Origin of the sequence: Ensifer sp. ENS02, from assembly GCF_014851885.1 — a bacterium.
GTDB classification, from domain to species: domain Bacteria; phylum Pseudomonadota; class Alphaproteobacteria; order Rhizobiales; family Rhizobiaceae; genus Ensifer; species Ensifer adhaerens.
This window is the reverse complement of the sequence record NZ_JACVAO010000001.1, coordinates 56,698-74,167: the sequence shown is the minus strand read 5'-3', so window position 1 is coordinate 74,167 and position 17,470 is coordinate 56,698. Positions and strand designations below refer to the sequence as shown.

Annotated in this window: 17 protein-coding genes; 13 read left to right on the top strand and 4 right to left on the bottom strand. The window is 64.4% G+C overall.

Annotated elements, in window-relative coordinates:
• Positions 1–75: 75 nt before the first annotated feature.
• Genes IB262_RS00405 through IB262_RS00390 form a run of 4 tightly spaced genes read left to right on the top strand, consistent with a single transcriptional unit; the run spans position 76 to position 5,234 of the window.
• Positions 76–1,665 (top strand): ABC transporter substrate-binding protein, encoded by a 1,590-nt coding sequence (locus IB262_RS00405; protein ID WP_029742614.1) that lies wholly within the window; start codon positions 76–78, stop codon positions 1,663–1,665.
• The gene (locus tag IB262_RS00400; protein ID WP_029742613.1) at positions 1,650–2,786 is read left to right on the top strand and encodes an ABC transporter permease; all 1,137 of its coding nucleotides are present in this window, start codon (positions 1,650–1,652) and stop codon (positions 2,784–2,786) included. The genes IB262_RS00405 and IB262_RS00400 overlap by 16 nt, the downstream gene beginning before the upstream one ends.
• Positions 2,783–3,610, top strand: coding sequence for an ABC transporter permease (locus IB262_RS00395; protein WP_029742612.1), 828 nt, complete (start codon positions 2,783–2,785; stop codon positions 3,608–3,610). The genes IB262_RS00400 and IB262_RS00395 overlap by 4 nt, the downstream gene beginning before the upstream one ends.
• Positions 3,603–5,234, top strand: a complete 1,632-nt coding sequence (locus tag IB262_RS00390; RefSeq protein WP_029742611.1) for an ABC transporter ATP-binding protein — start codon at positions 3,603–3,605, stop codon at positions 5,232–5,234. The genes IB262_RS00395 and IB262_RS00390 overlap by 8 nt, the downstream gene beginning before the upstream one ends.
• 56 nt (positions 5,235–5,290) lie before the next feature.
• Here the strand turns inward: IB262_RS00390 and IB262_RS00385 are convergent, their stop codons facing one another.
• Positions 5,291–5,545 carry a hypothetical protein gene (locus IB262_RS00385; RefSeq protein ID WP_029742610.1) on the bottom strand — a complete coding sequence of 85 codons (255 nt, stop codon included), beginning with the start codon at positions 5,543–5,545 and terminating at the stop codon, positions 5,291–5,293.
• 222 nt (positions 5,546–5,767) lie between these two features.
• On the opposite strand from IB262_RS00385, the gene IB262_RS00380 reads away from it, so the two are divergent.
• Positions 5,768–7,219 carry a LuxR C-terminal-related transcriptional regulator gene (locus IB262_RS00380; RefSeq protein ID WP_113553682.1) on the top strand — a complete coding sequence of 484 codons (1,452 nt, stop codon included), beginning with the start codon at positions 5,768–5,770 and terminating at the stop codon, positions 7,217–7,219.
• Between the two features lie 9 nt (positions 7,220–7,228).
• Here the strand turns inward: IB262_RS00380 and IB262_RS00375 are convergent, their stop codons facing one another.
• Both IB262_RS00375 and IB262_RS00370 read right to left on the bottom strand, forming a co-directional pair.
• On the bottom strand, positions 7,229–7,570 hold the full coding sequence (locus IB262_RS00375; protein ID WP_192493348.1) for a PAAR domain-containing protein: 342 nt from the start codon (positions 7,568–7,570) through the stop codon (positions 7,229–7,231).
• 54 nt (positions 7,571–7,624) lie between these two features.
• The gene (locus IB262_RS00370; protein ID WP_060582615.1) at positions 7,625–8,419 is read right to left on the bottom strand and encodes a helix-turn-helix transcriptional regulator; all 795 of its coding nucleotides are present in this window, start codon (positions 8,417–8,419) and stop codon (positions 7,625–7,627) included.
• A gap of 162 nt (positions 8,420–8,581) precedes the next feature.
• Here IB262_RS00370 and IB262_RS00365 point away from each other — a divergent pair, with 162 nt between their 5' ends.
• The 7 genes from IB262_RS00365 to IB262_RS00335 all read left to right on the top strand — a co-directional run bounded on the left by IB262_RS00365 (position 8,582) and on the right by IB262_RS00335 (position 16,155).
• The gene (locus tag IB262_RS00365) at positions 8,582–10,186 is read left to right on the top strand and encodes an ABC transporter substrate-binding protein (protein ID WP_192493347.1); all 1,605 of its coding nucleotides are present in this window, start codon (positions 8,582–8,584) and stop codon (positions 10,184–10,186) included.
• A 74-nt stretch (positions 10,187–10,260) separates the two neighbouring features.
• Entirely contained in the window at positions 10,261–12,255 is a 1,995-nt protein-coding gene (locus IB262_RS00360; protein WP_060582613.1) for a CocE/NonD family hydrolase, read from the top strand.
• Between the two features lie 101 nt (positions 12,256–12,356).
• Positions 12,357–12,851, top strand: coding sequence for an HPP family protein (locus IB262_RS00355; protein WP_034792117.1), 495 nt, complete (start codon positions 12,357–12,359; stop codon positions 12,849–12,851).
• Entirely contained in the window at positions 12,848–13,411 is a 564-nt protein-coding gene (locus IB262_RS00350; protein WP_192493346.1) for a TetR/AcrR family transcriptional regulator, read from the top strand. The genes IB262_RS00355 and IB262_RS00350 overlap by 4 nt, the downstream gene beginning before the upstream one ends.
• Before the next feature lie 162 nt (positions 13,412–13,573).
• Positions 13,574–14,038, top strand: coding sequence for an SRPBCC domain-containing protein (locus IB262_RS00345; RefSeq protein ID WP_034792113.1), 465 nt, complete (start codon positions 13,574–13,576; stop codon positions 14,036–14,038).
• Positions 14,031–15,629: an MFS transporter gene (locus IB262_RS00340; protein ID WP_060582776.1), complete on the top strand. Its 1,599-nt coding sequence runs from the start codon at positions 14,031–14,033 to the stop codon at positions 15,627–15,629. Before IB262_RS00345 ends, IB262_RS00340 begins: the two co-directional genes overlap by 8 nt.
• 106 nt (positions 15,630–15,735) lie before the next feature.
• Complete coding sequence (locus IB262_RS00335) at positions 15,736–16,155, top strand: GFA family protein (RefSeq protein ID WP_060515877.1); 420 nt, start codon at positions 15,736–15,738, stop codon at positions 16,153–16,155.
• A gap of 14 nt (positions 16,156–16,169) precedes the next feature.
• Here the strand turns inward: IB262_RS00335 and IB262_RS00330 are convergent, their stop codons facing one another.
• Entirely contained in the window at positions 16,170–16,571 is a 402-nt protein-coding gene (locus tag IB262_RS00330; RefSeq protein ID WP_029742599.1) for an ACT domain-containing protein, read from the bottom strand.
• A gap of 156 nt (positions 16,572–16,727) precedes the next feature.
• Between IB262_RS00330 and msrA the strand changes: the two genes are divergently transcribed.
• Positions 16,728–17,447 carry a peptide-methionine (S)-S-oxide reductase MsrA gene (msrA, locus tag IB262_RS00325; RefSeq protein ID WP_112974964.1) on the top strand — a complete coding sequence of 240 codons (720 nt, stop codon included), beginning with the start codon at positions 16,728–16,730 and terminating at the stop codon, positions 17,445–17,447.
• The last annotated feature ends 23 nt before the right edge of the window (positions 17,448–17,470 follow it).

Genomic DNA, 17,470 nt, shown 5'->3' with positions numbered 1-17,470 from the left:
ATACAATGGCTGTACGCAGCAATCTCTACCAACCACAACGAACGGCGAATGCCGACGAGAAAAGGGAACAGGGGAATGAGCGATTACAAGGATTACCTCACACGACAGGTCATGCTCGGCAAGATGAACCGGCGCGAGTTTTTGGGCCGCGCGGCAGCAGCCGGCATTCTCGCCTCGACGGCCGGCACTTTGTTTGCCACCAGCGCTGCAGCGCAGGAGCCGAAGCGCGGCGGTCACCTGAAACTCGGTCTCGAAGGCGCTGCCGCCACCGACTCGAAGGACCCGGCCAAGGCGCTGTCGCAATTCATGTTCGTCGTCGGCCGCAACTGGGGCGACATGCTCGTCGAAAGCCACCCGACGACCGGCGCGCCGGTGCCGGCACTCGCCGAATCCTGGGAGCCCTCGACCGACGCGTCGACCTGGACCTTTACCATCCGCAAGGGCGTAAAATTCCACGACGGCAAGGAGCTGACGCTCGACGACGTCATCAAGACGCTGCAGCGCCACACCGACGAAAAGTCTGAATCCGGCGCGCTCGGCGTGATGAAGTCGATCAAGGAAATCAAGGCCGACGGCGACAAGCTGGTGCTCGTGCTGACCGAAGGCAATGCCGACCTGCCGCTGCTTCTGACCGACTATCACCTCATCATCCAGCCGGGCGGCGGCATCGACAAGCCGGACGCGATGATCGGCACCGGCCCCTTCAAGGTGACGAGCTTCGAAGCCGGCGTTCGTGCCACCTTCGAGAAGAATGCCGACGACTGGCGCACCGACCGCGGCTATGTGGACTCGGTCGAGCTGATCGCCATGAACGACGCCACGGCCCGCATCGCCGCGCTTTCCTCCGGCCAGGTGCACTACATCAACCGCGTCGATCCGAAGACGGTCAACCTTCTGAAGAAGGCGCCGACGGTCGAGATCCTGAACACGTCCGGCCGCGGCCATTACGTGTTCATCATGCATTGCAACACAGCACCCTTCGACAACAACGACCTGCGCATGGCGCTGAAATATTCGATGGACCGCGAGACCATGGTCCAGCGCATCCTCGGCGGCTACGGCAAGGTCGGCAACGACTTCCCGATCAACGACACCTACGCCCTCTTCCCCGAAGGCATCGAGCAGCGTGCCTATGATCCGGACAAGGCGGCCTTCCACTACAAGAAATCCGGCCACAGCGGTCCGGTACTGCTGCGCACCTCCGACGTCGCCTTCCCGGGTGCTGTCGATGCAGCGGTGCTCTACCAGGAAAGCGCCAAGAAGGCGGGCATCGAGATCGAGGTCAAGCGCGAGCCGGGCGACGGCTACTGGACCAACGTCTGGAACGTGCAGCCCTTCTCCACCTCCTACTGGGGCGGCCGTCCGACCCAGGACCAGATGTACTCCACCGCCTATCTTTCGACCGCCGACTGGAACGACACCCGCTTCAAGCGTCCGGATTTCGACAAGATCCTGCTCGAGGCCCGCTCGGAACTCGACGAGGCCAAGCGCAAGGACATGTACCGCACCATGGCCATGATGGTGCGTGACGAAGGCGGCCTGATCCTGCCGATGTTCAACGACTTCGTGAACGCCTCCACCAAGCAGGTGAAAGGCTACGTGCATGACATCGGCAACGACATGTCGAACGGCTATGTCGCAACCCGGGTATGGCTGGACGCATGATGATGGAAAGCGGACCGCTCACTGGTCCGGTTCCGACGGATGGAACCGCGGGTGCAACACACCCGCGGTCTGCCGAACTTTCCGGAGTACCAGCAAAACCCAACCCTGCCGCCAATCCCTCGAATGGTGAAATCGGCGGCACCTTCTGGCGGCGCTTCACCTTCCGCCGCCCGCTCGCGGCGCTGATCCTGCAGCGCCTCGGCTTGAGCGTCGGCCTTCTCTTCGCCGTATCGCTGATGATCTTCGGCGGCATCGAGGCGCTTCCCGGCGACTTCGCCACCACCTATCTCGGCCAGTCGGCAACGCCGCAGGCGGTCGAAAACATCCGCAAGGATCTCGGCCTCGACCGGCCCTGGACCGAACGTTACGTCTCCTGGCTCGGGGGCGCTGTCCAAGGCGATTTCGGCACCTCCTGGGCGAGCAAGAACTCGGTCGGCGAGCAGATTTCCAAGCGCCTCGGCAACTCGCTGTTCCTTGCCTTCTTCGCAGCCCTCGTCTCCGTACCGCTCGCCGTCGGCCTCGGTATGCTGGCGGTGCAGTTCCGCAACCGGCTGCCCGACAAGATCATCAACGTCGTCTCGCTCGCGGCGATCTCGCTGCCCGAGTTCTTCGTCGGCTATCTCCTGATCATGTTCTTCGCCGTCAAATACGGCGTCGCGACCTTCCCCGCGACCGTCTATGACAGCATGAGCTTCACCGAACGTCTCTCGGCGATCGCGCTTCCCGTCGCGACCCTCGTTCTCGTCGTTCTCGCCCACATGATGCGCATGACCCGCGCGGCGATCCTCAACGTCATGTCGTCGGCCTATGTCGAGACGGCGGAGCTGAAGGGCCTCGGCATGTTCCGCATCATCGCGCGTCACGCCGCCCCCAATGCGGTGGCGCCGGTCATCAACGTCATTGCGCTCAACCTGGCCTATCTCGTGGTCGGCGTCGTCGTGGTCGAAGTGGTCTTCGTCTATCCGGGCATGGGCCAATATATGGTGGATGCGGTGACCGTGCGCGACATGCCGGTCGTTCAGGCCTGCGGTCTGATCTTTGCCGCCTTCTACATCTTCCTGAACATGGCGGCCGACATTCTCGCGATCATCGCCAACCCGAGACTGAGGCATCCGCGATGAACCTGAGATCCATCCCCTTCAGCGCCTGGATCGGCATCGCCGGCATCGCGATTGCGATCTTCTGCGCCCTCTTTGCGCCTGTCATCGCCCCCTTCGGCGAACGCGACGTGGTTGGCGACGTCTGGCTTCCGGCCGGCGGCGACTTCTTGCTCGGCACCGACAATCTCGGCCGCGACCTGCTGTCGCGTCTGATCTATGGCGCCCGCACCACCATCTTCGTGGCATTTGCGGCAACCGTGCTTTCCTTCTCGCTCGGCATGATCCTGAGCTTCACCGCCGCTGTTGTCGGTGGTTTCACGGACCAGCTGTTTTCCCGCTTCAACGACCTGATGATGGCGATTCCGACGCTCATTTTCGCCCTCGTCGTTCTCGCCGTCCTGCCGCAGCATCTGTGGATCCTGATCCTGGTGATGGCGGTACTCGACAGTACCCGCGTCTTCCGCATCGGCCGCGCCGTGGCGCTCGATGTCGCGGTCATGGAGTTCGTCGAGGCGGCAAGGCTGCGTGGCGAAGGTTCGCTCTGGATCATCTTCCGCGAGATCCTGCCGAACACGCTGTCGCCGCTCTTGGCCGAATTCGGCCTGCGCTTCGCCTTCTCGATCCTGTTCCTCTCCACCCTCTCCTTCCTCGGCCTCGGCATCCAGCCGCCGGCAGCCGACTGGGGCGGCATGGTCAAGGACAACAAGGACGGCATCATCTTCGGCATTTCGGCAGCGCTCATCCCCGGTGCTGCGATCGCGACGCTCGCGATCTGCGTCAACCTCGTGGTCGACTGGCTGATGAAGAGAACCTCGAGCCTCAAGGGAGGACGCGGCGATGCCTGAGATGCTCTCCGTCAAGAACTTGAAGATCGAAGCGACCAGCTACCCGCCGGGCGAACCGCCGAAGGTCGTCACCCTCGTCGAGGGCGTCTCCTTCGACGTTCAGAAGGGCAAGGTGCTCGGCCTCATCGGCGAGTCCGGCGCCGGCAAGTCGACCATCGGCCTTTCGGCGCTCGCCTATGGCCGCGGCGGCGTGCGCATCACTGGCGGCCAGGTCCTGCTCGACGGCAAGGACATTCTGACGCTCGACAAGAACGGCATCCGCTCGATCCGCGGCGCCCGCGTCTGCTACGTCGCGCAATCGGCAGCGGCCGCCTTCAATCCGGCGCATCGGCTTGGCGACCAGGTGATCGAGGCGTCGCTCCGCCACGGCATCATGAGCCGCGAGGAGGCTAAGAAGCGGGCGCTCTATCTCTTCCGCGTGCTCGGTCTGCCCAATCCGGAGACCTTTGGCGAGCGCTATCCGCACCAGGTCTCCGGCGGCCAGCTGCAGCGCGCCATGACCGCCATGGCGCTCTGCCCCAACCCGGAGCTGATCGTCTTCGACGAGCCGACGACCGCGCTCGACGTCACCACCCAGATCGACGTGCTCGCCGCGATCAAGCATGCGATCGAAGAGACGCACACGGCAGCCCTCTACATCACCCACGACCTCGCCGTCGTCGCCCAGATCTCCGACGACATCATGGTGCTGCGCCATGGCAAGACGGTGGAATACGGCTCGACGAAGCAGATCATCGAAGAGCCGCGCGAGGATTACACCCGGGCACTCGTCAGCGTCCGCCAGACGAAACGCGAGGAAGCCGCCGACCAGACCGGGACGCAGTTGAAGATCGAGCATATCAGCGCCGGCTATGCCAACGGCTTCAAGGTGCTGCATGATGTCTCGATGCATCTGCCGAAAGGCCAGACACTGGCGATCGTCGGCGAAAGCGGCTCGGGCAAGTCCACCCTTGCCCGCGTCATCACCGGGCTTTTGCCGCCGACCGAGGGGCGCATCACCTTCGAGGGCAAGGAGCTGCCGCGGGCGCTGAAAGGCCGCAGCAACGACGAGCTCCGCCGCATCCAGATGATCTACCAGATGGCCGATACGGCGATGAACCCGCGCCAGACGGTGCGAGACATCGTCGGTCGACCGCTCTCCTTCTACTTCGGCATGCACGGCCAGAAGAAGACGGAGCGGGTCAAGGAACTGCTCGACCAGATCGAAATGGGAACGCGTTTCCTCGATCGTTATCCGGCCGAACTTTCGGGCGGCCAGAAGCAGCGCGTGGCGATCGCAAGGGCGCTCGCCGCCAAGCCGGAGCTGATCCTCTGCGACGAGCCGACGTCGGCACTCGATCCGCTTGTGGCCGAAGGCATCCTGAATCTGCTTCTGAAGCTTCAGGAGGAAACCGCTGTTTCCTATGTCTTTATCACCCACGACATCGCCATCGTGCGGGCGATCGCCGACAGCGTCGCGGTCATGCATCGCGGCCGCCTCGTGCGCTTCGGGCCGAAGTCGAAGGTGCTGTCGCCACCCTTCGACGACTACACGGACCTGCTGTTGAAGTCGGTTCCGGAGATGGAAATCGGCTGGCTGGAGCGGGTGCTGAAGACACGCCGCATGGAAAGCGCCGGCAACTGAAAAACGAGACGGCGGCACGATCGCGTGCCGCCGTCTCATGCCTTCGTCAGGCAAGCTCAGCGTTGCCAGAAGGCCTTGCTCGTTTCTGCGCGAACCTCAGCCCTCGTCATCCCGATATCCTTGAGCCGCTCCGGATATTGATCCGCCATGAGCTGAAGTTGCTCGCGGACGCGAACGCGGTCCTCCCAGACGACAAGGATCCGGAAAGGATCGTGGCGGCCGAGGCTGTCGGCCAGATGCTTGGCCGGCTGGTTGAGATCAAGCCGGACGGCGTGATAGAAATCGGACATTCCCGAAAGCAGGCTGCTCATCGCCGCTCCCACCTCTTCTTGCCCCTCAGGGCGTTGAAACACTGTCGGAACTCTAGGCCCGTGGAACGCGTCCCACATCGCGCAGCTGCTGTGTTTTCCTCTCCTGCATTTGTAGTATTTTGCCTGCAGCACCGCGCGCCCCGTTGGACGCGCAAGGGGCGCTGTGGCACCTTGCCTTATGTCGCCATTGAAAACGGCCCGGTCAGATGGCAGGAAGCAGCCATGAACCGTATCCCGACACCACAGGTCGCCACCGAAGCCTTGTCAGACCGCGAGCGCGCCGTGGCCGAGCGTTTCGCCGCCGGCCTGACCTATCGCGAAATCGGCGAGGCGCTGTTTATCGCGCCGTCGACGGTGCGCACGCATCTGGCGACGATCTACGGCAAGCTTGGCGTTCGCAACAAGATCGAGCTTGCCGCCGCGGTCGCGCAGATGGTGGCCGGCAGGACGGCGACCGAGGCGGTCGCGCCGTTGCGCGACGCCGAGCCCGCCTCGCCGACGCTCGCGGTCTTTCCCATTGAAAGCCTCAATCCGGAGGAGCGCTGGCGCCGTTTCGCCGACGGGCTGTCATCCGACATCTGCGTCGATCTCGCGCGCTTCGCCGATCTGCCCGTGATCGCCTTCCACACAATGAAGCTGCTCGGCAACCGGCCGGAAAGCTTCGAAGACCACGTCCAGGCGGTCGGCGCCACCTATGCCATCACCGGGCAGCTGCGCGCGGACGACCGGCGGGTCCGCCTGACGATCCAGCTTTCCGATACCCGCACCGGCATGACGCTCTGGAGCGAGCGCTACGAGCGCACGATGGAGGACGTGCTGACGCTGCAGGACAGCCTCACCGAAAGCGTCATCAACGTGCTCGCCGGCTGCTTCGGCACGCTGGCCGCCATCGGCCGCAAGGCGAGCCGGCAAAAGCCGCCGGGCAGCCTGCAAGCCTATGACTACTTCCTGCTGGGCGTCGAACAGCACAATCGCTTCAGCCCCGATGGCAACGCCGCCGCCATGCAATTGCTGACGCGCTCGATCGAGCTCGATCCGGGGCGGGCGCGCGCCTGGACCGAACTTGCCTATGCCCATTCCATCCAGGCGGCGAACGGCTTCGGCGACGACCTCGAAAGCGCAAGAAAGAACTGGCGCAGCGCCGCCGAGGAGGCGCTGCGGCTCGATCCGACGGATCCGGCCGGCCATACCTGTATCGGCGATTTCAAAGCCTGCATCGGTGATCTGGCGGGTGCCGCCGAGGCCCACGCCCGGGCGCTCGAATATGGCAGAAACAACGCCGATACGCTGGCGCTGCTCGCGGGAGCCAAGGCCCTGATCGTCGGCGATCCCGCCGACGGGATTCCCTTCATCGAGCGCGCCCTCTCGCTCAACCCGCTCGGCCCGCCCTGGTACCACGGCATGTTCGCGCGCGTTCTCTTCGTCGTCGGGCGCTATCGCGCGTGCTTGTCCGCGCTTGAAAAGAGTTCGCAGGAATCGCCGAACACACTGATGTTCCAGGCGATGGCACACGCGCACCTTGGCGAGATGGAGGAAGCGGCAGAGGTCGTGTCGCGGCTGCAAACCCAGTTCCCGTCGTTCACGGTCGAGGGCTTCATTGCCGGCTATCCCATCTCCAATCCGCCGGCGCTTTCGGCCGTTCGGGAGGGTGCCCGGTTGGCCAGGCTCGTCTGACGATAGCTGTCACTTCTGCCGGCAATCGACGTCGCCCACCCTTTGCGCCGCCTCGCCTTCGAAGGTCACCGTCGCCTCGCCCCTGGCCGAGCAGTCGCCCTTTTCGCCGCTGCCGGCGCGGAAGTGCACCACCGGCTGGCCTTCGACCATGATGCTCGGCACCACCTCGTAGAGTTCCGGCGGGCAATTGGCGACATCGGAAAGCCTCAGCGCCGGCTGCCCGCCGATCATCACGCTGGACGCACCCGAAAGCGCACAGGACGGGATCGGCGCCCATGCCTCCTCGGCCTTTGCCGGTGACATCGGCAATGCGAAGCAAAGGCAGGCGATAGCGGCCAAAGCAGATTTCATGATCCCCTCCTCGATCGGTGCGTTCGGCGAAACCTACCACATGGCGACGCCGCCTCAATATTCGGTCGGCACGGTCAAGAGCTCGGCATCGGGCGTATCGAGGAAGGCTCGCACCGTCTGCGGCAGGTGCCGCGAGCCGAAGGACAGCACGCCGCAGCGTGAGAGCATCTGCCGCAGATCCGGCTGCGCCCCGAGCGAGCGCCAGATCATCCGGGACGCGTAAGGCAGGTTTTCCTTGCGCCAGGAGACCCCCATGGTGGTGCCGCGCAGATAGACCCGCTGATGCACTTCGAACGGCAGAAGGATGGTCTGCGCCAGCATCGGCTCGCGCCCGATGCTGCGCTCGGCGATGAAGATCCGGTTTCGCCAGAAGGTGACGAGCCCGACATATTTTGAGAACTGCTGGATCTCGTTTGCGGGATCGCGGATGCGCTCGATCGATTTCACCCGGATCGAGCCTGCCTCCTCGTAGATCCGGGCGCAGGAGCAGACGACCAGCCCCGGCCAGGAGAGCGACACGTGATAGGTCTGGTAGTAGCCGACATGGCGCCGGAGGCCCGCGATGTCGCCCGGGAAACCCTCAAGCAGCAGGCCGGCATCCGAGCGGTCCCGATCGGGGCGCGTCATGCGGGCCTCGAACTGTTTGGCCGGCAACGCGAAGTCTTCGGCCGAAAGCCCGAAGAAGCGGGCAATGCGCGCCACATTGTGCGCCGATGGCCGCGCCTCGCCACCGATGTAGCGGTTGAACTGCTGGCGGTTAATGCCGATTTCGCGACAGATCTGCGAGATCGACCGTCGCGTCGCGCAGGCAAACTTGAGATTGGCGGCGAAGATGTCGATGTCCTGCACGATGCTTTTCGAACCCCATTCAACGCGCTTCCAATCCCTGTCGAACAGGAAGCATTCAGGTAGCGTAAAAGAGCGTAAAGAAGCGTCAAGTCGCGAAATTGTGTGCCGGTCGGCAAACGCTAGGTTTTCCCTAACAAGCATCACTCCAAAGGGAACCCTAGAATGACCGAATTCACGAAGCGTCCTGACGGCCTCCTTATCCCCGCGAGCCTTGCCTCGACCGGCCTCAGCCGGCGCGGCTTCCTGGCCGGCACGGCAGCATTGGGCCTTGCGGCCGGTTTCGGCGGCACGCTCGCCACCACGGACGCAAGGGCTCAGGAGCCGAAGCGTGGCGGCCATCTGAAGCTCGGTCTCAAGGGCGGCGCCACGACGGACTCGCTCGACCCGGCCGCCTATAGCGGTTCCGTTTCCTTCGTCATCGGTCACCTCTGGGGTGATACGCTGGTCGAATCCGACCCGAAGACCGGCGCGCCCCTGCCGGCGCTTGCCGAATCTTGGGAGCCCTCGGCCGATGCGTCCGAGTGGACCTTCAAGATCCGCAGCGACGTGAGCTTCCACGACGGCAGCAAGCTGACCGTTGCCGACGTCGTCGCCACGCTGAAGCGCCATGCGGACGAAGGCTCGAAGTCCGGCGCGCTCGGGCTGATGCGCTCGATCAAGACGATCGAGGAGAAGGCAGGCAGCCTGGTGCTGACGCTCACCGAAGGCAATGCCGACCTGCCGCTGCTTCTGACCGACTATCACCTGATCATCCAGCCGAAGGGCGGCGTCGACAATCCGGCCTCGCCTGTTGGTACCGGCCCCTACAAGCTTGCAAGCTACGAGGCAGGCCTGCGCGCCACCTTCGAGAAGAACGCCGATGACTGGCGCTCGGACCGCGGCTTCGTCGACAGTGTCGAGATCATCGTGATGAACGACACGACGGCGCGCATCGCAGCACTTTCTTCCGGCCAGGTCCACTTCATCAACAACATCGACCCAAAGACCGTGCCGCTCCTGAAGCGCGCCCCGCGCGTCGAGATCCTCAGGACCTCCGGCAAGGGCTTCTACAGCTTCCTGATGCATTGCGACACCGCGCCCTTCGACAACAACGACCTCAGACTGGCGCTGAAATATGCGGTCGATCGACAGGCGATCCTCGACCGGGTGCTCGGCGGCTTCGGCACGCTCGGCAACGACTATCCCGTCAACGGCAACTATGCGCTGGCGCCCGAAGGCATCGAGCAGCGCGCCTATGACCCGGACAAGGCGGCCTTCCACTTCAAGAAGTCCGGCCATGACCGGCCGATCCTGCTGCGCACCTCCGACGCCGCCTTCCCGGGTGCTGCCGACGCCGCGGTGCTCTTCCAGGAAAGCGCCAAGAAGGCGGGCATCGAGATCGAAGTGCGCCGCGAGCCGGAAGACGGCTACTGGACCAATGTCTGGAACGTGCAGCCCTTCTGCGCCTCCTATTGGGGCGGCCGGCCGACGCAGGATTCGCGCTACTCGACCTCCTATCTCTCGACCGCCGAATGGAACGACACCCGCTTCAAGCGCGAGGATTTCGACAAGCTCCTGCTGCAGGCCCGCTCCGAGCTCGACGAGGCCAAGCGCAAGGAAATGTACCACACCATGGCGATGACCGTGCGCGACGAAGGCGGCCTGATCCTGCCCGTCTTCAACGATTACGTGAACGCCGCCTCGGCTTCGCTCAAGGGCTTCGTCGACGACATCGGCAACGATCTCTCGAACGGCTACGTCGGCAGCCGCGTCTGGTTCGACAGCTAAGCCATTGCGACGAAAGCCGGACGCGGGCTCGCGTCCGGCATTTCCCGAGAAAACAAAGAGATCGTTGGAACCACATGTCAGAGCGCGAATTCACAGTCATCGAAAACGAATGGATCCGGCTGAAGGACGGCACCGAGCTTGCCGCCCGCATCTGGATGCCGGCCGGCACGGAGGCCGATCCGGTTCCGGCCGTGCTCGAATACCTGCCCTACCGCAAGCAGGGCGGCACGAGCCTGCGTGACGAATCCACCTATCCCGTGTTTGCCGCCGCCGGCATTGCCGGCGTGCGCGTCGACATCAGAGGCTCCGGCGAAAGCGAAGGCGTGATCGACGGCGAATATACGCCGCGCGAGCTTTCCGACGGTTGCGAGATCGTCGAATGGATCGCCGCCCAGCCCTGGTCAAACGGCAAGGTCGGCATGATGGGCATCTCCTGGGGCGGCTTCAACTGCCTGCAGGTCGCGGCCTTGAAGCCGCCGGCGCTGAAAGCCGTCATCTCCATCGCCTCGACCGTCGACCGCTACAACGACGACATCCACTACAAGAACGGCTGCCACCTCTCCGCCCAGCTGTCCTGGGCGGCGACCATGCTCGGCTACCAGTCGCGCTCGCCGGATCCCGCCATCGTCGGCGACCGTTGGAAGCAGATGTGGATGGAGCGGCTGGAGAAGGAGCCCTTCTTCATGGAGGAATGGCTGGAGCACCAGCGTCGCGACGAATTCTGGCAGCACGGATCGATCTGCGAAGATTTCGACAGGGTTGGGATCCCCGCGCTGGTCATCGCCGGCTGGGCCGACGGCTACCGCAACACGCCCTTGAAGGCGGTCGAAGGCCTTGGGGACAAGACCAAGGCGCTGATCGGCCCCTGGGTGCACAAGTACCCGCATTTCGCCTTTCCGAAGCCGCGCGCCGATTTCCACGGCGAGGCGATCCGCTGGTGGAACCGCTGGCTGCGCGACGAGGAAAACGGCGCCGAGAACGGGCCACAGGTGCGCGCCTATATTCTCGACGGGCCCCGCCCGTCGCTCCGGCGTGACAGCGATCCCGGCCGCTGGGTGGCGAAGGACGCCTGGGCAACGCCGGAAATGCATCTCTTCGGCATCTCCCATGACGGCCGGCTGACGCCGTCGGCCGGCGGCACCGGCATCGGCGAGGTCTACCTGAAATCGCCACTCGATACCGGCACGGCATCCGGCGAGTATTTCACGCTGAAGCCCGATGCCGAAATGGCCGGCGACCAGCGCATCGACGATGCCGGCTCGCTCACCTTCGAGACGGCACCGCTACTGGAAGCCGCCGACTATCTCGGCCAGCCAACGCTGACCGTCGACGTCACCTGCCAGGAGCCGACCGCCAATCTCGCCGTGCGCCTCGTCGACGCGCATCCTGACGGTACCGCCACCCGCGTCGCCTTCGGCGTGCTCAACCTTTCGCATCGCGACGGCAACGCCCAGCCGCGCGCCATGGAGCCCGGGCGCAAGACGCGCATCACGCTTACGCTCGATGCCTGCGGCTACCGCTTCCGCGCGGGAAATCGCATCCGGGTGTCGCTCTCGACCTCCTATTGGCCGCTGATCCTTCCCACCCCGACCGATCCGGGCCTTTCGATCGACACAGCAAGCCTCTCGCTCGCCCTTCCCCTGCTCGGCGCCCACAGGGAGATCGCCGTGCCCGAGCCGGAGAACCCCGACCCGCTGCCAAAGTATCGCGAGCTGACGCGCGGTATTTCGAGCCGCACCGTCGAGCGCGACATGACCCACGGCATGACCCATTACCGTATCTACGAGGACACCGGGCTTTCAGAACATCCGGGTACGGGCCTTGCCACCCAGGATATCCGCGACGAGACCTGGTCGATCGCACCGGACGACCCCTCGTCGATGATCGGAACCTCGACCTGGACCTGTGTTGCCAAGCGCGAGGGCTGGTCTGTGCGTACCGTCTCGACCTCGACGCTCCACTGCACGAAAAGCGAGTGGATCACCGAGGCGGAGGTCGTCGCCTATGAGGGCGAGACACGGATTTTCGAGAAGCATTTCAAGAAGCGCATCCCCCGCGACTTCATGTGAAGGGCACGGGCGGCCGGTTCCAACGCGCTGCCCCGCCCCGCATTGACATCTCACACAAGTCATTGTACCAATCGGTAAAGAGTTTACTGATTGGTACAACCATGCGCCATTTCTTCTCGCGTCATCAGCCTCCCGTTCATATCAACCGCGGCTTGATTGCCGGCATCGGCGGCCTCGTCGCCATCGCCGCCGTCGGCGCCCTCACCGGCCTTGTCGGCCACCCCATGTTGATGGCGCCCTTCGGCGCCAGCTGCGTGCTGATCTTTTCCGTCACGGCGAGCCCGCTGTCGCAGCCGGCCAACGTCGTCGGCGGCCACTTCGTCGCCACCCTCGTCGGCCTGATCCTCAGAACCGTCTTTCCGAATGAATGGTGGGCGGTCGCCATCGCCGTCGGCGCGGCGATCGCGCTGATGGCGGCATTGCGCATCACCCATCCGCCGGCAGGCGCCAACCCGCTCGTCGTCTTCGCCGCCGATCCCGGCTTCGAATTCCTGCTCTTCCCGGTGCTGACCGGCTCGCTTATTCTCGTCGCCGTTGGCGCGCTGTTCCACCGCTTCGCCAAGGTCGAGTATCCGCTCGCGAGGAAGCCCGCATGAGCCGCGTCGTCGCTGAGCGAAAGGACGTGATCGCCATGCTTGCGGAAATCTTCCGCGAGCACGGTTATGACGGCACCAGCCTCAGCCTGATCACCGAGAAGACCGGGCTTGGCAAAGGCAGCCTCTACCACTTCTTCCCCGGCGGGAAGGAGGAGATGGCAGAGGCCGTGCTTGGCGATATCGCCGCCTGGTTCCGCACGCACATCTTCGAGCCACTACGCAATGCGGAAGACCCGGCCGCAGCGCTGGGCGCGATGTTTGCCGCCGTCGACGGCTACTTTCGCCAGGGCCGACGCCTCTGCCTGATGGGGGTGATCGCTACGAGCGGCGCACACGACCGCTTCGCCCGCGAACTCAACCGCTATTTCTCCGATTGGCGTGCCGATCTATCCGCAACGCTTGAACGCGCCGGCACACCGGCCGCCGAGTGCGACGGCCTTGCCGAGGAAATCGTCGGCGGCATCCAGGGCGCGCTGATCCTTGCCCGAAGCCTCGAGGACCCCGGCGCCTTCGTCCGGGTGCTGGCCCGCCTCAAGGCGCGCCTGCACGTATCATCGTAAAAGCAAGCGACCACCCTTCCTCCCCCGCCCAAATTGACAAAAATCAGATCGCGGCTTGAGCCTGCCTTGACAATCGCCTTTTCGCACGGATATTAACCGCTAAGTTAAATAACTCTACGGTTAAAGACTGGGCGTATTGGGGCGCCCAGAGGAGGAGGAATCATGACAGCGGCGACCGCAAACGCAGCACGCAAGGATATCAGCCTGGAAATCGTGCGCGACTTCGAGGCGCCGATAAACCTCGTCTTCAAGGTCTGGTCGACGCCGGAGCACCTGTTGCGCTGGTGGGGACCGCAGGACTTCACGCCGCATTCGGTCAACATGGACTTCCGTCCGGGCGGGGCCTGGCGCGCCTGCATCCGCTCGCCCGAAGGCCAGGACTATTGGATGAGCGGCATCTTTCGCGAAGTGCGCGAGCCCGAGAAGCTGGTCTTCACCTTCGCCTGGGACGAAGACGGCGAGCCCGGCAGCGACACGCTGATCACCGTTTCCTTCGCCGATATCGGCGGCAAGACGCGGCTCACCTTCCAGCAAACACCATTCGAGACCGTCGAAGAGCGCGACTCGCACCAGGATGGCTGGGGCGAGTGCCTCGAGCGGCTCAGGGATTACGTCGACCATGTCTGAAATTTCGAACCTTGAAACCGAAAACGCGCCCGGTCCGAAGGCGACCCGGCGCGAATGGATCGGGCTCGCCGTGCTGGCGCTGCCCTGCATGCTCTATTCCATGGACCTGACGGTGCTGAACCTCGCGGTCCCGCAGCTTGCCGAACAGCTCAAGCCCTCGGCCGCCCAGCTTCTGTGGATCATCGATATCTACGGCTTCATGGTCGCAGGCTCGCTGATCACCATGGGCACGCTCGGCGACCGCATCGGCCGCCGGCGCCTGCTGATGATCGGCTCGGTCGCCTTTGGCCTGGCGTCGATCTTCGCCGCCTTTGCCTGGAATGCCGAGACGCTGATCATCGCGCGCGCGGTGCTTGGTGTCGCGGCAGCAACGCTTGCGCCCTCCACGCTCTCGCTCATCCGCAACATGTTCCTCGACGACCGCCAGCGCACGTTTGCGATCGGGGTGTGGATCGCCAGCTTCTCGGCCGGCGGCGCCATCGGCCCCGTGGTCGGCGGGCTGATGCTGTCGCAGTTCTGGTGGGGCTCGGTCTTCCTGCTCGCCGTGCCGGTCATGGTGCTGATCCTCATCCTCGGGCCGATCCTCCTGCCGGAATTCCGCGATCCCGAGGCCGGCCGGATCGATCTCGTCAGCGCCGCCCAGTCGCTCGTCGCCGTGCTTTCGGTGATCTACGGCATGAAGCACATCGCCGAGGCCGGGTTCGATACGATCGCAGTCTTCTTCATCCTGCTCGGCATCGTCGTCGCGATCCTGTTTGCGCGGCGCCAGCTTCGTCTCGCCGATCCGCTGATCGATCTGGCGCTGTTCAGGACGCCGGCCTTCAGCGCCGCCCTTGGCGTCAATATCCTCGGTCTCTTCGTCGGCTTCGGCGCTTTCCTGTTCGTGGCACAGTACCTGCAGCTGGTGCTCGGGCTCACGCCCTTCGTCGCCGGTCTCTGGTCGGTGCCGACGGGTGTGGCGATGATTGTCGCCTCGATGACCGTGCCGATGCTTGCCACCCGTTTTGCCGCCTCCAACCTGATTGCGGCAGGCTTCGTGCTGACGGCGATCGGCTTTGCCATCTGCACCCAGGTCGGCACCACAAGCAGCCCGCTTCTCGTCACCACAGGCCTCGTGGTGCTCTGCCTCGGTTTTGCCCCGGTCGGCACGCTGACGACGGATATGATCGTTGGCTCTGCCCCGCCGGAGCGCGCCGGTGCCGCCTCGGCGATCTCGGAGACCAGCTTCGAGTTCGGCGGCGCGCTCGGCATTGCCGTGCTCGGCAGCCTGCTGACCTCGGCCTATCGCGGCCGCATGGACCAGCTGGTGGTCACCGGCCTGCCGGAGGAAACCGTTGCCGCCGCCCGGCAGACGCTCGGCGGAGCGGTCGCGGTGGCTGCCGACCTGCCACCTGCAGAAGCCGAACGGCTGCTGACGGCGGCGCGCGACGTCTTCACCCAGTCCTTCGCCTTCACCGCCTCGATCTGCGTGCTGCTATCGCTCGGCACCGCACTCATCGCCTTCCTGCTCCTGCGCAAGGCCAGCGATGACGGTGACGGCAAGGCGCAGGTGGCCGCCGATCAGCCGGCGCCTTCGGGCAACGCCGGTTAACGGCGCCAGGCGCCGGGCCGGAAACGCAAAGTAGCGCAAATCTCAAGCGGCGCGGGCCATATGGCCGGCGGGCGATGATCTGCGTCCAATCCCAGGGAGGAAACCGATGAAGAAGCTCTATCGCGGCAGCTGCCATTGCGGCGCCATCGCCTTCGAATGCCAGCTTGATCTCGCCGAGGGCATCCGCCGCTGCAACTGCTCCTTCTGCGCCAAGACGCGCATGCAGAAGGCATTTGCGCTGCGCGAAGAATTCGAGATCACGTCAAGCAAGGACCGGCTGACGAGCTACCGGGCCGACAATTCGAGCTGGATCGAAGGCGACGTCGATCATTATTTTTGCAGCCGCTGCGGTGTCCGGCCCTTCTCGCGCGGCTACCACAAGGATTTCATCGGCCATTTCTACGCGGTCAATGTCGCCTGCCTCGATGGCGTCAGCGACGCGGAACTCGCCGAGGCGCCGATCATCTACGAAAACGGCCGCGATGACGACCACTTCAACGCGCCCGCCGACACACGCTTCATGTGAGCGCACACGGCCAGTCAGGCGACGGTCAGCGCCCGGAGCGCATCGAGCGCTCGCTCGGCATCCGCTTCCGGCACGAAGATGTGGTCATGGTAATAGGCGGCGATCACATTGGCGCTGATGCCCTCGCGCGTCAGCGCTGCCGAAACGGCCGCCGTCAGCCCCACGGCCTCGAGCGCCGAATGCACGTTGAGCGTGATGCGGCGAAGCAGCGGACCATAGGCGAGCCCGGCCTCGTCAGCGGCCGCGCGGGTAACGACCAGGGTCAGCCCCTCGTCCTCGCGATAGGTGGCAAGCGCCTCCAGCGCCTGGTAGCGCGCCTGATCCTGATAGGCGACGGTACAATAGACGTAGGTCTGCGGAAACAGCACCGGGTTCATCGTCGAAAGCAGTTTCGCGAGATCCGTTTCTCCGGCCATGTCATCGTCCCTCGTTCTCGGCGCCTCGTGCTTGCCCACTGGTATCGGATCGTCACGTTGGCGTGAAGCACGCGATCGCGATTTGACCGTTGCCAATCCCATGAAAACATGAGGTCATCGAACGCCGGCGCTGGAGCCGGGCGACGGGAGGACGCGATGGCGCGCAGCAAGTCGGTACAAACCTCTGACAGATCCCTCACAAGACTGACCGCGGTCTTCGCCGCGTTGCTGGCGTTTTCGCCCATCGCCGCCGCCCAGGAGCCGGCCGTCGTCATCCCGCCGCCGTCACTCGACGAGAAGTCATCCGCTTCGACCGAAATCGCCGTCTTTGCCGGCGGCTGTTTCTGGGGCGTGCAGGGCGTCTTCCAGCACCTTAAGGGCGTGAAGAAAGCGGTCTCCGGCTATTCCGGCGGCACCGCGGCAACCGCCGACTACGAAACGGTGAGCGGCGGCAAGACCGGCCATGCGGAGGCGGTGGAAGTGACCTTCGATCCGCGCGACGTCACCTATGGCCGGCTGCTGCAGGTGTTCTTCTCCGTCGCCCACAATCCGACCCAACTCAACTATCAGGGGCCGGATCACGGCCCACAGTATCGATCGGCGCTCTTTACCGTCACCGATGAACAGAAGCGGATCGCCGATGCCTATATAGCCCAGCTCGGCAAATCAGCCGCCTTCCCGGCAAGGATCGTCACGCAGGTTTCGCCCTTCAAGGGCTTCTACGCTGCCGAGGACTATCATCAGGATTTCCTGACGCGAAACCCGACGCACCCCTATATCGTCTACAACGACCTGCCGAAGATCGAGAACTTGAGAACCCTGTTCCCCGAGGCCTTCCAGGCAAATCCGGTGCTGGTGTTCAAGCCGAAGAGCTAGGCCCGCTTCACAAACGGACACAG